The sequence below is a fragment of the Acutalibacter caecimuris genome (assembly GCF_034335085.1).
GTDB lineage: Bacteria > Bacillota > Clostridia > Oscillospirales > Acutalibacteraceae > Acutalibacter > Acutalibacter caecimuris.
This window is the reverse complement of the sequence record NZ_JAWXXJ010000027.1, coordinates 29,343-43,703: the sequence shown is the minus strand read 5'-3', so window position 1 is coordinate 43,703 and position 14,361 is coordinate 29,343. Positions and strand designations below refer to the sequence as shown.

Annotated in this window: 13 protein-coding genes and 2 tRNA genes; 5 read left to right on the top strand and 10 right to left on the bottom strand. The window is 58.2% G+C overall.

Translation table 11 applies throughout. The features are described from left to right. Positions 1–276 precede the first annotated feature (276 nt). Entirely contained in the window at positions 277–975 is a 699-nt protein-coding gene (sleB, locus tag U8U01_RS13875; protein WP_322175354.1) for a spore cortex-lytic enzyme, read from the top strand. 161 nt (positions 976–1,136) lie between these two features. On the opposite strand, the gene U8U01_RS13870 is transcribed toward sleB, so the two are convergent. Together U8U01_RS13870 and U8U01_RS13865 are read right to left on the bottom strand one after the other, a co-directional pair. Further along, positions 1,137–2,030 carry an AraC family transcriptional regulator gene (locus U8U01_RS13870; RefSeq protein WP_322175351.1) on the bottom strand — a complete coding sequence of 298 codons (894 nt, stop codon included), beginning with the start codon at positions 2,028–2,030 and terminating at the stop codon, positions 1,137–1,139. A gap of 255 nt (positions 2,031–2,285) precedes the next feature. Then, a complete protein-coding gene (locus U8U01_RS13865) occupies positions 2,286–3,497 on the bottom strand; it encodes an MFS transporter (protein WP_322175348.1) in 1,212 nt (403 codons plus the stop codon). A 356-nt stretch (positions 3,498–3,853) separates the two neighbouring features. Here U8U01_RS13865 and guaB point away from each other — a divergent pair, with 356 nt between their 5' ends. From guaB to U8U01_RS13845, 4 genes are all read left to right on the top strand, one after another. Continuing rightward, the gene (gene guaB, locus U8U01_RS13860) at positions 3,854–5,332 is read left to right on the top strand and encodes an IMP dehydrogenase (protein WP_322175358.1); all 1,479 of its coding nucleotides are present in this window, start codon (positions 3,854–3,856) and stop codon (positions 5,330–5,332) included. 231 nt (positions 5,333–5,563) lie between these two features. Next, positions 5,564–5,640 (top strand) — tRNA-Met (locus U8U01_RS13855). A gap of 3 nt (positions 5,641–5,643) precedes the next feature. Next, a tRNA-Glu gene (locus tag U8U01_RS13850) sits at positions 5,644–5,718 on the top strand. 118 nt (positions 5,719–5,836) lie between these two features. Continuing rightward, complete coding sequence (locus tag U8U01_RS13845; protein ID WP_322175346.1) at positions 5,837–6,340, top strand: hypothetical protein; 504 nt, start codon at positions 5,837–5,839, stop codon at positions 6,338–6,340. 99 nt (positions 6,341–6,439) lie between these two features. On the opposite strand, the gene U8U01_RS13840 is transcribed toward U8U01_RS13845, so the two are convergent. The 8 genes from U8U01_RS13840 to mnmG form a co-directional block, all read right to left on the bottom strand. Continuing rightward, positions 6,440–6,802, bottom strand: a complete 363-nt coding sequence (locus U8U01_RS13840) for a hypothetical protein (protein WP_322175343.1) — start codon at positions 6,800–6,802, stop codon at positions 6,440–6,442. A 51-nt stretch (positions 6,803–6,853) separates the two neighbouring features. After that, a complete protein-coding gene (gene serS / locus U8U01_RS13835) occupies positions 6,854–8,131 on the bottom strand; it encodes a serine--tRNA ligase (protein WP_322175341.1) in 1,278 nt (425 codons plus the stop codon). Continuing rightward, entirely contained in the window at positions 8,131–8,997 is an 867-nt protein-coding gene (locus tag U8U01_RS13830) for a ParB/RepB/Spo0J family partition protein (protein WP_322175339.1), read from the bottom strand. Before U8U01_RS13830 ends, serS begins: the two co-directional genes overlap by 1 nt. Before the next feature lie 12 nt (positions 8,998–9,009). After that, positions 9,010–9,774 carry a ParA family protein gene (locus U8U01_RS13825; RefSeq protein ID WP_322175336.1) on the bottom strand — a complete coding sequence of 255 codons (765 nt, stop codon included), beginning with the start codon at positions 9,772–9,774 and terminating at the stop codon, positions 9,010–9,012. 370 nt (positions 9,775–10,144) lie between these two features. Next, a complete protein-coding gene (locus U8U01_RS13820; protein ID WP_322175333.1) occupies positions 10,145–10,945 on the bottom strand; it encodes a ParB/RepB/Spo0J family partition protein in 801 nt (266 codons plus the stop codon). 78 nt (positions 10,946–11,023) lie between these two features. Then, positions 11,024–11,461 (bottom strand): GNAT family N-acetyltransferase, encoded by a 438-nt coding sequence (locus U8U01_RS13815; RefSeq protein ID WP_322175330.1) that lies wholly within the window; start codon positions 11,459–11,461, stop codon positions 11,024–11,026. Between the two features lie 290 nt (positions 11,462–11,751). Then, positions 11,752–12,465, bottom strand: a complete 714-nt coding sequence (gene rsmG / locus U8U01_RS13810) for a 16S rRNA (guanine(527)-N(7))-methyltransferase RsmG (protein ID WP_322175328.1) — start codon at positions 12,463–12,465, stop codon at positions 11,752–11,754. 3 nt (positions 12,466–12,468) lie between these two features. Further along, complete coding sequence (mnmG, locus tag U8U01_RS13805; RefSeq protein WP_322175326.1) at positions 12,469–14,361, bottom strand: tRNA uridine-5-carboxymethylaminomethyl(34) synthesis enzyme MnmG; 1,893 nt, start codon at positions 14,359–14,361, stop codon at positions 12,469–12,471.

Below are 14,361 nucleotides of genomic sequence, written 5' to 3'. Positions count from 1 at the left end.
CTTTTTTCGACTCTTTCGAATCTTTTTCGTCCGCCTTTGCCTTTCGGCCCGCTCTCTTGAGCGCTCGACTATCTTACCACACTCTTACTCTTTTGTCAACTCCTTTTTTGAAGTTTTTTGAACTTTTTTCAAATTTTCCCTTCTGTCCGCTGGCTTGTCCTACATATTGTGTATATTTGGCTCTTTGGCACATGATAGGGATCCACTTCCTACTATTGCCAGGCATACTTTACCGACGGGCGCGTACACTTTATTAGAGGAAGGGGGACGAGCCCAATGAAAATCAGCAGGAAAGATTTTTTGACTGAACTTTGGCGCATTGCGGTACTAGTGCTGGTGAACATCATGGTGATTGCCATGCTCAGCGACCCGGGGGCCCAGGCGCTTTCTAAATATGGTTCTACGGGCGGGGAAGTTACCCAGATACAGCAGCGGCTGAACGAACTGGGCTACCAGGCCGGTACCGCCGACGGGATATTCGGCACCCGCACCAAGAACGCGGTGATTGCTTTTCAGCGGGACTATGGGCTGGACGACGACGGCATTGTGGGGCCTAAGACCCTGGAGACCCTGGGCCTTACCGGCGGCGGGGGTTCCGGCGGGGGCGGGTGCAATGGGTTTTCTGAGGGGGACGTGCAACTGCTGGCTTCTATTATCTCTGCCGAGGCCAGGGGCGAGCCCTACCAGGGGCAGGTGGCTGTGGGCGCGGTGGTGATGAACCGGATTGCCCACCCCTCTTTCCCCAATACCCTTTCCGGAGTGATCTACCAGCAGGGGGCCTTCTCCTGCCTATATGACGGGGGCATCAACGCGCCGGTGGCCGACTCGGCCTATACCGCCGCCCGCGAAGCCATGAACGGCAGCGACCCTACCGGCGGTGCGGTGTACTACTATAATCCTGCCAAAACCACCAACAAGTGGATCTGGTCCCGGCAGGTGGTGGCGGTGATTGGGGCCCACCGGTTTGCCATTTAAGGCGGCCGGGGAGGCGGAACCGGAGAGAATGCACGCGGCGCGTTTTTCATCAGGTATACAATACAAAAGGGAAATAGTAAAAGATGCAGCCCTCCTTCCGGCCGGGAAGGGGGGCTGCATGGTTTTTTACCTAGGGCGGGGCTTACCCGGCGGCCGGGACGTTACGCCCCTTTCTCGGTTACGGGGAGCCAGATGAAACTTTCGTAGTCCGGGCCGCTCTCCCCTTCGCTATACATTTCCAGGTTGATGGGGAAAGCCACCTCGTAGCGGGCGTTGCCCGGCAGCCACTCCTGGAAGATTTGGGTATTGAGGCTTTGCAGGGCGCCGGGCATGGGGCCCACGGCCCGGAACATGGCCCAGGTGGCGGCGGGTATCTCCACAACCTCCAGGCCATCTGGCACCGGGCGGCCGTCGTAGTAGCCCGCCACCAGGTAGGAGAAGGTATCGGGGTTGGTTGTCCCCTCTATGCAGGCGGCGAACATACCGATCTTACACTGGGCGATGGCCTGTTCCAGCTCTGTTTCCGGGGGCTTGCCCTTACACAGGGGGCCCAGATGCTTTTGGGTGACCTCCTCCCAGAACGCCGGGCACAGCCGGTAGCCCTGGTCCATGGGGATCTCCCGCTTGAAACCGATCAGTTGGAAATTTTCCTTTTTCTCTATGGTGTAGTCCACGTCTTTTCCTCCTTGTATGCTGATTTTCAGTTTGAGGGGCAGGAAGGGCCGGATGGACAGGCGCTCCCGCTTTACCTGGGCCGGGGAGAACCCGTGGAATCGGGTGAAGGCTTTGGTAAAGCTTTCGGGGGTCTGGTAGCAGTAGCGGTAGGCAATGTCAATGACCTTGCCCTCGCCGGCCAGCAGGTCCAGGGCGGCCAGGTACAGCCGGCGGCAGCGCAGGTACTCCCCCAGGCTGTAGCCGGTTATGATTTGGAAACCTTTTTGCAGGTAGAAGGGGGACAGGTACACCGCCTGGGCCACCTGGGCAGGGGTGACAGGCTCCTGCATATGCTGTTCCATATAGTCGATGGCCCCCCGTAAGCTTTTGAGCCAGTCCATGTTTGTAACCCTCCTTTTGCACGGGTGGGCCTTGCCCACGCCTGCTTCCATCTGTCTACGTCTTTCCGTAGCTTGATAGAGATATTGATAGCATAGCTACAAGCCGCTTTGCGTCTTGCCAAATCGCCAGGGCGATTTCTAAAACTTGCCCTGCGAGTTTTAGCTCTACTAAAATATCCTACGGATAGTATAGCATACCCACGGCGGTGCGTCCTGTCTTTTCCTGCGCGGTTTTGTCCGGGTGCGGTTATGGCCTCAGGCGCCGGCCCGCTGCCGGGAGGACAGGGCGAACACGGCGAAGCTAAGCAGGTACAGGGCGCTTACGGTCAGGTAGAAAGGCTTGGCACCGATGGCGTCAAAGAGCACGCCCCCGGCCAGGTTGCCCAAAATGCCCGCCACCGAGGCCACGGAGGTGAAAAATGCCTGGGCACTGGCCCGCAGGTGGCTGGGGGCCAACTCGTAAACATAGTTGAGGGTGGAGCCCAGAAAAAGGCCGTTGCCCAAGCCGAAAAAGGTGCAGAAGAACAGCATGGCCGGCAGGGAGTTGGCAAAGAGGCCAAAACCTACGCTCTCCAAGCTGATGAGCAGCACGGCCCCCAGCACCATGAACTTGAGGGAAAAGCGCTTGCGCAGCCGCACCATCAGCAGCAGGAAGGGGATCTCCAAAAGGGCCCGGTAGGCCAGGATGACCCCGTACTGCTGGGCGTCGACCCCAATGCCCTCCATAAAATAGGTGATAAAGTTGCAGTCGCAGGCGGAGGCGGTATAGTAGAGGAAACCAAATACCAGGAAGGCCGTGTAGGCCCGGTTCTGAAAGAGTTCCCCCAAGTTTAGGGATTTTTTCCCCTCCCCGCCTTTTGCGGGGGCCGGGCGGGCGTCCGGCTCACGGGCAAAGCAGGTGAGGATGATGGGGATGAGCATCAGCAGGCCGGACACCCAAAAGGTGTTTTGCACCCCCAGGCTGGGCAGCCAGGCGGCGATGATCAGGCTGCCAACCGTGAACAGGAAGGAGCCGGTGCTGCGCAACACCCCGAAGTTCAGCCGGAGCTCGTTGCAGTTGCGCACCAGGATGTTTTCTGCGTAGGGGGACATGGAGGCCCGGAAAAAGTTGATGGCCGGTACCAGGCACATCAGCAGCATATGGGAGGCCGCCAGCCCGGTGGGGACCGCCGGGATCAGGCCGTAAAACAGGGCGCCCCCCGCCAGCACGATGCACAGCACCCGGCGCAAAGAACCGGTGCGGTCGCTGACCATGCCCCAGAACGTGACCGAGGCAATGCCCACCGCCGAGGCTATGGCATTGAGTACCCCAATGGAGGAGGCGGAAAAACCGATGTTTTGCAGATAGACGGTCTGGTAGCAGCCAAAGGCCCAGGCAAACCAGAAGATACCGTTGACCCCCACCAGGACCAGGGCCTGCCTGCCGCTGTCCCCCAGCCGGGAAAGGGCTTTTTTCATGTATGACATATGTTGCTGCTCCTTTACGACCTTATTTTGCGCGATTAAGTAGATTATAGCTTTCCGGGCGGGGTTGTCAAGGCGCTTTTGTGAAATAAACGAACTTCTCCTTTTCAGAGAAAAAGCCCCCCTTTGCCCCGGCTTTTTTGCCCATTCTGCGTAGGGGTCCGGCTGCCTGTGGCGGCTGTGTTGGACTACGCAAATTTGCCAAGCCGGCGGCGGATTTCGCGCTTTTTTTCGTTGTTTTGCGGGGGAAGATTTGGGTTGAAAAAGGGAGGGGCTTATGCTATAATTTACGTTTAATAACACCCGTTTTGCTATGCCGCGGGCCGGGTAGAATAATTTTGAGGAAAGAGAGTGTGAGTATGCTGAAAATGGATTTTCAACAGAAATTTGCCAAAGAGGGGCTGACCTTTGACGACGTGCTGCTGATCCCCGCCGAGTCCCATGTGCTGCCCAACGAGGTGGATTTTTCCGCGCGCCTGACCAAGAGCATCCGGCTCAACGCGCCCATCCTTACTGCCGCGATGGACACTGTAACCGAATCGGACATGGCGATTGCCATAGCCAGGGAGGGCGGCGTAGGGATCATCCACAAGAATATGACCATTGAGAAACAGGCCGATCAGGTTGACAGGGTAAAGCGCTCAGAGAATGGCGTGATCGCGAACCCCTTTTTCCTCTCCCCGGACAGTCTGGTGCGGGAAGCGGAGGACCTGATGGGCCGTTTTAAAATTTCCGGGGTGCCCATTTGCGAGGACGGGGTGCTGGTGGGGATCATCACCAACCGGGACCTGCGTTTTATGGAGGGGGACGACTTTAACCAGCCGGTCAAGAACGTGATGACCAGGGAGCCCCTGGTTACGGCCCCGGTGGGCACCACCCTGAAAGACGCCCAGGAGATTTTGCGGCGGCACCGCATTGAAAAGCTGCCCCTGGTGGACGACAAGATGCGCCTGAAGGGGCTGATCACCATTAAGGACATTGAGAAGGCGGTACGGTACCCCAACTCGGCCAGGGACCAGAGCGGGCGGCTGCTGTGCGGCGCGGCCATTGGCGCTACCGCGGACGTGCTGGAGCGGGTGGCCGCTTTGGTGGAGGCCCAGGTGGACGTGGTGGCTTTAGACTCGGCCCACGGGCACAACGACGGGGTGATCAAGGCGGTAAGCAAGGTAAAGGCCGCTTACCCGGACTTGCAGGTGATTGCCGGGAACATTGCCACCGCCGAAGGGGCCAAAGCCCTTATCGACGCGGGCGCGGACTGCATTAAGGTGGGCATTGGGCCGGGGTCCATCTGCACCACCCGGGTGGTGGCGGGCATTGGGGTGCCCCAGATTACCGCGGTATTCGACGCGGCCAGCGAAGCGGGCAAGCATGGCATCCCGGTGATTGCGGACGGGGGCATTAAGTACAGCGGGGACATTGTGAAGGCCCTGGCGGCAGGGGCCGACGCGGTGATGCTGGGCTCTATGGTGGCAGGCTGCAAGGAGGCGCCCGGCGATTACGAGCTGTACCAGGGCAGGCAGTTTAAGGTGTACCGGGGCATGGGCAGCCTGGGGGCCATGGGCCGGGGCAGCAGCGACCGGTACTTCCAGGGGGAGCAGAAGAAGTTTGTACCGGAGGGCGTAGAGGGCCGGGTGCCCTACAAGGGGCCCCTGGCGGACACGGTGTTCCAACTGCTGGGGGGCTTGCGCTCCGGCATGGGCTACACGGGCTGCGGCACCATACAGGAACTGCACGATAAGGCCCAGTTTGTGCGCATTACCGGGGCCGGGCTGAAGGAGAGCCACCCCCATGACATCCAGATTACAAAAGAGGCCCCCAACTACTCTGTCACCCTCTAGAGTCTGTTTTAAAACCAGAGAAATGCCAGTGTTTTTGTTCAGGGCGGACGGTTTCGAGGCGAAAACCACCCCGGCCAGGACAAAACCCGGCACTTTCTCTATGTTCAAACAGGCCTTAAAATCTGTGGATTTGCCAGAAACGTAATTTTTCTGATATTTTCCTAAAAAACCTATTGACAATCCCTTTCCAATCCAGTATAATTAAATGCGTCCCGCAAGGGGCGCAGATATGGCGGTATAGCTCAGTTGGCTAGAGCAATCGGTTCATACCCGATGTGTCGATGGTTCAAATCCATTTACCGCTACCAAACGGCCCGGTGGTCAAGGGGCTAAGACACCGCCCTTTCACGGCGGTAACACGAGTTCGATTCTCGTCCGGGTCACCAAAGCAGGCGGGTTTTGGCTTAGCTGATCGGCTTGGCAAAACCCGGCAGACATTTACAGGAAGGCGCTGGGCGTAAGCTACGGCGTTTTTCTTTTATCCCAAGAATTGAGGTGCTGTTGATGTTGAAACGGATGGCGGGGCTGGCTGCGGCCGGGCTTTTGATGGTAACGCTGGCGGCCTGTGGCGGGCCGATGGAGCAACTGGAAACTTTGGAGGCCCCTTCCTCTGGCATTACCCAGAGCAGTGTGGCTGCCGACGGTTTTGACGGTAATCTGGACGGCCTGTGCAAGTACATGGAGGCCAACCAGGCTGTGACCGGCGAGCGGGTGGAGATGTCCTACAAGGAGATCGGCGCCGTGGGCGGGTACCGCTACCTGTTTAAGTTTGACGGGGGCACGGTGCAGGCGGAGTTCTATGAATTTGACCTGGAGAATCAGGACGAAAAGGCCAAGGCGTGTTTGGGCTCGGTGCAGGAGAAGGGTTCCTTTAGCCTGTTGGGCAACGAGGTGCCTGCCACCTTGAACGGGAAGTACCTGATGATCTATACCGACACTGATACGGACGAAACGAACAGTGCCCACCGGGAGAAGGTGGCTAAGCTGTTTGAGGCGTTCAAGGACTGAACGGACATATATTGACGCGAAAAGCCGCCCGGAAACGGGGCGGCTTTTTTGTTTGTTCTTTTTAGCTGTGCTTACTGCTTACTGGCCGGCTGCTCTCTCTTACCGCTTTTCCTTCTCTTTTTGGGACCTTTTGAGCAGGAACGCGGCGGTACCCGTCATGGCCAGCAAGCCGATGAGCAGGCAGCCTATGGCGTAAACCAGGAATACGGTTTCAAAGGGCGCTACAAAGCCCCATGCCCCTACCAGGTACAGGGCGGGCGCGACCAGGATCAGCCACCAGCGCTGCCGCCAGGCCCGCCCCGTAAATATGCCGGTGGCAAAGCAGAACATGGGGTCTACTACGTATAGCAGGAGCACGGCGATGGCAAACCCTGCCATACCCTTGAACAGGGTGGCGGCCCAGGGGAACAGCAGCATCAGCACGGCGGTAGACAGCAGCCAGATAAGGGCCGGTTTTTTCATGGTGACATCGCTCCTTTTTGTGGGTACCGCTGGGGGCCCAGGGGTGGGCTTTTAGCCGATCTTGTCCTTGCCGCCCATGTAGGGGCGCAGGGCTTCCGGGATCTTAACGCTGCCGTCGGCTTGCAGGTTGTTTTCCAGGAAGGCGATGAGCATACGGGGCGGGGCTACTACGGTATTATTCAGGGTATGGGGGAAGTAATTGCCCTCGCTGTGCTTTACCCGGATGCCCAACCGGCGGGCCTGGGCGTCGCCCATGTTGGTGCAGCTACACACCTCGAAGTACTTTTTCTGCCGGGGCGACCAGGCCTCCAGGTCTACGCTTTTCACCTTCAGATCGGCCAGATCCCCGGAACAGCACTCCAGGGTGCGCACGGGGATATCCAGCGCCCGGAAAAGCTCCACCGAGTACCGCCACATCTTGTGGTACCAGTCCATGCTGTCCTCAGGCTTACAGACCACGATCATCTCCTGCTTTTCGAACTGGTGGATACGGTACACCCCCCGCTCCTCGATGCCGTGGGCCCCCACCTCTTTGCGGAAACAGGGGGAATAGCTGGTCATGGTCTGAGGCAACTGGTCCTCGGTCAGCAGGTTTCCGGCGTACTTGCCGATCATGCTGTGCTCGCTGGTGCCGATGAGGTACAGGTCTTCTCCTTCGATCTTGTACATCATGTTTTCCATCTCGGCAAAACTCATGACGCCGGTGACTACCTCGCTGCGGATCATAAAGGGCGGGATGCAGTAGGTAAAGCCCTTATCGATCATAAAATCCCGTGCAAAGGCTAAGATGCCCTCGTGCAGCCGGGCAATATCCCCCATCAGGTAGTAGAAACCGTTGCCGCTGGTGCGCCGGGCGCTGTCCAGGTCAATGCCGTGGAGGCGCTCCATAATATCCGTGTGGTAGGGCACTTCAAAATCAGGCACAAGGGGTTCGCCAAAGCGCTCCAACTCCACGTTCTCGCTGTCGTCCCGGCCAATGGGCACCGAGCTGTCAATGATGTTGGGGATCACCATCATCCGCTTTTTGATCTCCTCGGTCATCTCCGCCTCTTTGCGCTCCATCTCGGCCAGTTCATCGGCAATGGCGGCTACCTTTTTTTTAATTTCCTCGGCCTCGGCTTTTTTGCCCTCTTTCATCAGCTTGCCGATCTCTTTGCTCACCAGGTTCCGCTGCTGGCGCAACTCGTCCCCACGGGCTTTGCTGGCCCGGAACTGGCTATCCAGTTCCAGCACCTGGTCCACCAGGGGCAGTTTCTCTTCCTGGAATTTCTTTTTGATGTTCTCCTTCACCAGTTCCGGGTTTGTCCGTACCAATTTAATGTCCAGCATTATACATTCTCCTCATTGGTTAATTTCAAGTCGCTGAGCAGGTTTTGCAAGTCCTCCTCGCCGTAGAACTCGATTTGCAGCACGCCTTTTTTTGTGGTGCCCGCCACCTTTACCTTGCGGCCCAGATAATCCCCCACCGCCAACTGGGCCTCGGCGTAAAACTGGCTGGGCAGGCTAGATCGGGGCGCCGCCTTTTTCTCCCCTTGGGCAGACTTTTTGGCCATGGCCTCCAACTCCCGGACAGAGGCCCCCTCTTTGGCCCGCTGGGCAGCGGCGCGCATGGCGTCCTCGTCTTTGAAGGCCAGCAGCGTGCGGGCGTGCCCGGCGGTGATCTCCCCCTTCTCTACCATTTGCTGGATATCCTCCGGCAGGGTGAGCAGGCGCAGGGCATTGGCTACCGCGGGGCGGGATTTTCCCACCGCGCCGGCAGCTTCCTCCTGGGTAAGGCCCTGTACATCGATAAGCTGCTGGAAACCCCGCGCCTCTTCCAGGGGGCTCAGGTCCTCCCGTTGCAGGTTCTCGATCAGGGCGAAGAGCATTTCCTCGCCGTCGGTCATCTCCCGCACCACAGCGGGCACCTCGGAGAGCCCTGCCATACGGGAGGCCCGCCAGCGGCGTTCGCCGGCCACAATGCGGTAGCCGCCGCTGACCATTGGCCGCAGCAGCAGGGGCTGCAGTACCCCATGCTGGGCAATGGACTCCGCCAACTCCGACAGGGCCGCGCTGTCAAATTCTTTTCTTGGCTGTTCCCGGTTGGGCTCTATTTCTTCAATGCGGATGGTAACCGCCCCTTCGCCGCCTTCGGCTACATTTTCCGCGAAGATGGCATCCAGGCCCTTCCCTAAGCCGCGTTTCTTTACGCTCATCGTTTCTCCCCCTTATCCCTTGCTTTTCAAGATTTCCTCCGCCAACTCCCGGTAGGCCTTTGCGCCTTTGGAAAGCTTATCGTAATACATCACTGGTTCCCCAAAGCCTGGGGCCTCGGAGAGCCGCACAGCCCGGGGGATCACGGTTTTGAACACCTTGCGGGGGAAATACTTTTTTACTTCCTCTACCACCTGCTGGGTCAGGTTCAGCCGGCCGTCATACATGGTAAGGAGCACCCCCTCCAGGTCCAGCAGGCTGTTATACTGGCGCTTTACCCGGCGCACGGTATTCATCAACTGGGAGAGGCCCTCCAGGGCGTAATACTCGCACTGGATGGGGATCAGGATGGTATCCGCCGCGTTGAGGGAGTTGGTGGTGATAAGCCCCAGGGAGGGCGGGCAGTCGATGAAAATGTAGTCATAGTTCTCCCGTATGGCGGCAAGGGGCTCTTTCAGCCGCTCTTCCCGGTGCTCTACCTGCACCAGTTCGATCTCCGCCGCCGCCATGTCTATACTGGCCGGAAGCAGATCCAGGTGCTTGAATTGGGTCTTGAAGATGGCGTCCCCGGCCTTGGCCCCCCCGATGACCACCTGGTACATGGTGATGGGGCAGTTGCGCCGGTCTACCCCCACCCCGCTGGTGGAGTTCCCCTGGGGGTCCGCGTCGGCCAGCAGGACCTTCTTCCCCATGTCCCCCAGCGCCGCCGCTAGATTGACCGCGGTGGTGGTCTTCCCCACCCCGCCTTTCTGGTTTGCTATCGCTATTATCTTTCCCATCCGTTATTCGCTCCATTTTTTAATCTTCTGCTATTATAGCATAGCTGCAAGCCGCTCGGCGCCTTGCCAAATCGCCAGGGCGATTTGTAAACTTGCCCCGCAAGTTTTGGCTCTACTGAAATACCCTGTGGGTATTATAGCATAGTTGCCCGGATATTACCAGCCCTTTTTTGGGTGGGGTGTGGCCACAAAGAAGAGTTTATGACGAAATTTTGGCCCCTGGCAGTGTAGCGTTGGCTACGCCAACTCTTGGGCGTTGATTCTCAGCCTACCGGGAAGGAGCTGCTTGTTTCACGTGAAACAAAAAAGTTGACGGCCGGGGCAAAGGGCGCCCTGGCCGTCTTCTGTGGGAAATGAATAAGGGAATGGGTTAAACTTGTACTCTGGATAATTTAGGAATGCGCACCACGCATTCAATGTAGTCCTCCGTCTCTTTCCGCTCCGTTTGGGCCTGGATGCCGGCGGTTTTCATGGCATCCACGGCGTGGTCGATGGTGTTGATAAAGAGGCGGATGTCCTTTGCCACAAAGGTCCTTCTGGCTTTACGGACCGGTTCTTTCGGGCGAAGGTTCCCGGCGATAAGCTCCTCGGTTTGGGCCACGTTCAGGCCGCGGCTGATAATGGCTTTCAGGAGCCTTTGCCGCAATTCTATATCATCCACCCGCAAAAGGGCGCGGGCGTGGCGTTCTGTCAGCTTATTCTGTATAATCTCCGCCTGCTCGTCCGGGCTCAGTTTTAAGAGGCGGATCTTGTTGGCCAGATAGGACTGGCTCATGCCCAACCGGCGGGCGGCTTCTTCCTGGGTGATCTGCCACTCGCGGATCAGGCTGAGGATGGCATTGGCCTGCTCAAACATTTGCAAATCCCGGCGCTGGACATTCTCCAGCAGGGCCAGCACGGCGCTGTCCTCCGGCTCACAGTCGGAGATAATAGCTGGTATCTCCTTTAGCCCGGCCAGCTTGCAGGCACGCAGGCGCCTTTCGCCGGCAATCAGGTAGTACTGGCCACCCTCCCGGCGAACCGTGACCGGCTGCAACAGGCCGTTCTCCACAATGCTTTGAGATAGGCTGCGCAGTTCATCCTCGTGGAAGATCTTCCTGGGCTGAGCGGGGTTCGGCAAAATCTTATGGGCCGGCAGCTTGACCAATTTCAGCTTGTCCTTTGTAAACATCTGCCTTACCTCCCTTGCAAGCTTATTATACTATACGAGGTGTGCAGGAAATGTTACAATTTGTCGGCCTGAAAAATATTACAGATATTTTTTGAAACCCTTTACCTGCTCAAAACCCAGCGCCTGGTAGAACCCATGGGCCCCTGTGCGCTGCATACCGGAAACCAGGATTTCGTAGTGGCACTGGTGCCGCCGCCCCCAAGCCTCTATTTCGGCAAACATGGCCTTGCCAATGCCCTGGCCCTGGCAGCTTTCCAATACGGCTACGTTTTCTACCAGGAGGATAGGCCGGCAGTCGCCGCAGATATCCTCGAACACAACACCGAGCAGGCTGCCCACAATCTCCCCGCTTCCCCTGTCCACCGCTACCATCAGGTACTTTTGTTCATCTTGGGCCATGCGGGCAACCAGACGCGCCATCTTCTCCCTGTCCCCCGGCCCGTCACTGATCACTTGCATCACCTGATCTAAACCCTCTATATCCTCCACAGTTGCCTTGCGCAAAACCAATTCCATCTTTTTCTCTCCTTCCTTAAGCTTTCCGGATACTTCAAAACTCATACAATACGCCCCGCCACTTGATTTAGCTAATTCCAAATAAAATGGTCATCCTTCACCAATCAAAAAATAAGTGATGTTCTTACCCAACTATCGAAACGTTCCCGTAGAAACAGCCGTCCCATCAATAGACAAAGAAAAAAGTAGCAAGCATGGCCGGGTCCAGGGACGGTCTTAGTCCCTGGTGGGGTCCGGGGCAAAGCCCCGGCCGCCGGAGGCAAAAACCCTCGCCACCAAAGCAAAACCACTTAAAGGGGATGTTTCGCAATCGTCCCGCCGTGACGGGGGTATGTTTTGGGGGTAAAGCGCAGTTTGCGGATGACAATCAGGTTGCGCTGGCCGGCGGTAGGCAGGTGGACGGTTTTCACATCCGCCACCTCTCCGCCCAATAGTTGCAGGGCATGGCGGGCGGCGTCCAGCTCCTCGGCCGCGCCGGGGCCCTTCATGGCCACAAAGTAACCCTTCATCTTTACCAGCGGGAGGCAGTACTCTGCCAGCACCTGTAGGGGGGCAACCGCCCGGGCCGTCACCAGGTCAAAGCTTTCCCGCATGGTTTTGTCCAAACCGGCCTCCTCGGCCCGCTTGTGGACACAACTGCACGCCAGCCCCAGATGGGTACATACTTCCCCCAAAAAACGCAGCCTTTTGTTGGCCCCGTCCAAAAGCGTAACTTGCAGGTCAGGCCGGGCTATCTTCAGCGGCAGGCCAGGGAACCCCGCGCCCGTACCCACATCCAGCACCTTGGCTCCCTCTTTGGGTTTGCAAGCCAAAAGCACCGTCAGGCTGTCAACAAAGTGTTTCTCCACCACCTCCTCCGGCTGGGTAATGGCCGTAAGGTTTAGTTTCTCGTTCCAGGCCAACAGCAACTCCATGTACTGCTGGAATTGCTCCAACTGCCCAGGTGTAAGGCGGATCCCAAAGGTTTTTGCCATTGCCCCCAGCTTTTCCCGAATATCCTCCATCTACTATTCAGCCCCTTCCTGTTTTTCCTTACCATGTGCCGACAGCCAGATCATCAGCACCGAAATATCCGCCGGGCTTACCCCCGACACCCGCCCTGCCTGGCCGATGTTGGCCGGGCGCACCTTTTCCAGCTTTTCCGCAGCCTCCAGGCGCAGGCCGGTTATCTGCCGGTAGTCTATAGATGCAGGCAGGCGCCTTCCCTCCACCCGGCGCATCTCTTCAATATCTGCCAACTGGCGGCGGATGTAGCCCTCATACTTCAACTGTATCTCCACGCTTTCCCGTACAGCCTTTGGCAGAGGGGGACGGCCTGTATCTACCTCCTGCAAATCCTCATAGGTAAGCTGCGGGCGCTTGAGCAGGTCGCACAGCCGCACGCCCGTACTTACCGGAGATGTTTCACGTGAAACAAGAATCTCGTTTAACCTTTCGCTGGGAGGTAAAACCGTGCTGTTCACCCGTTTCAGCTCTTTCGCCTTCTGCCGCTGCTTTGTCTGAAATTTCTCCCAGCGGCTGTCAGAGATCAACCCCAGTTCACGGCCCATGGGGGTCAACCGCTCGTCCGCGTTGTCCTGCCGCAACACCAGCCGGTATTCCGAACGGGAGGTCATCATCCGGTAGGGGTCTGTCACCCCCTTGGTGATCAGGTCGTCGATCAGCGTGCCAATGTAGGAGGTTGAGCGGTCCAATATAAAGGCAGGCTGGCCCTTCAGCTTCCGGGCCGCGTTGATGCCCGCCACCAGACCCTGGGCCGCGGCCTCCTCATAGCCGGAACTGCCGTTAAACTGCCCCGCGCCGTACAGGCCCGGATGCTCCCGGAATTCCAGGGTAGCGTCCAACTGTAGGGGGTCACAGCAGTCGTATTCAATAGCGTAGGCACTGCGCATGATCTCCGCCTTTTCCAGCCCCGGAATGGTATGGTAAAAAGCCACCTGCACCTCTTCCGGCAGGGAAGAACTCATGCCCTGCAAATACATCTCCTCTGTTTCCAACCCACAGGGCTCCAAAAACAACTGATGCCGGGCCTTGTCGGGGAAACGCACCACCTTGTCCTCAATGCTTGGGCAGTAGCGGGGGCCTACCCCCTCGATCAACCCGGCAAAAAGGGGTGAACGTTGGATGTTCTCCCGAATGACCCGGTGGGTTTCCCCATTGGTCCAACTGATATGGCACACAGCCTTATTCTCCAAAGGGGTTTCCGTGTCAAAGGAAAAGGGCACGATCTCCCCGTCCCCATGCTGTACCTCCAGGGCGGAAAAGTTAACAGAGGACTTCAGCACCCGGGCCGGGGTGCCTGTCTTAAACCGCCGCAGGGGGATGCCCAGCTCACGCAAGGCATCCGGCAAAAACGCCGCGGGGAACATCCCGTCCGGGCCGCTTTCATAGGCCACCTCGCCCACAAACACCTTGCCCCCCAAAAAAGTGCCCGTACAAAGGATCACCGCCCCTGCCCGGTACAGGGCCCCCATGCGCGTACGCACCTGCCAGCCGCCTGCCGTGGGCTCCAGCCCCACCACTTCCCCCTGGCGCAGGGTCAGGTTTGGCTGTACCTCCAAGCGGTGTTTCATCAGCCGGGCATACTGGTTGCGGTCGATCTGGGCCCGCAGGGAGTGCACGGCCGGGCCCTTGCCCAGGTTCAGCATCCGGCTCTGGATCATGCACTGGTCAGCGGCTTTCCCCATCTCGCCACCCAAGGCGTCGATCTCCCGCACCAAATGCCCCTTTGCCGTGCCCCCGATACTGGGGTTACAGGGGCAGTTCCCCACCGCGTCCAGGTTGATACTGAACACCACCGTCCGGCAGCCCAGCCGGGCAGCAGCCAAACCGGCCTCTATCCCAGCATGGCCTGCGCCAACAACCACCACATCCACTGTACCGGCGTCATACGTTTTCAT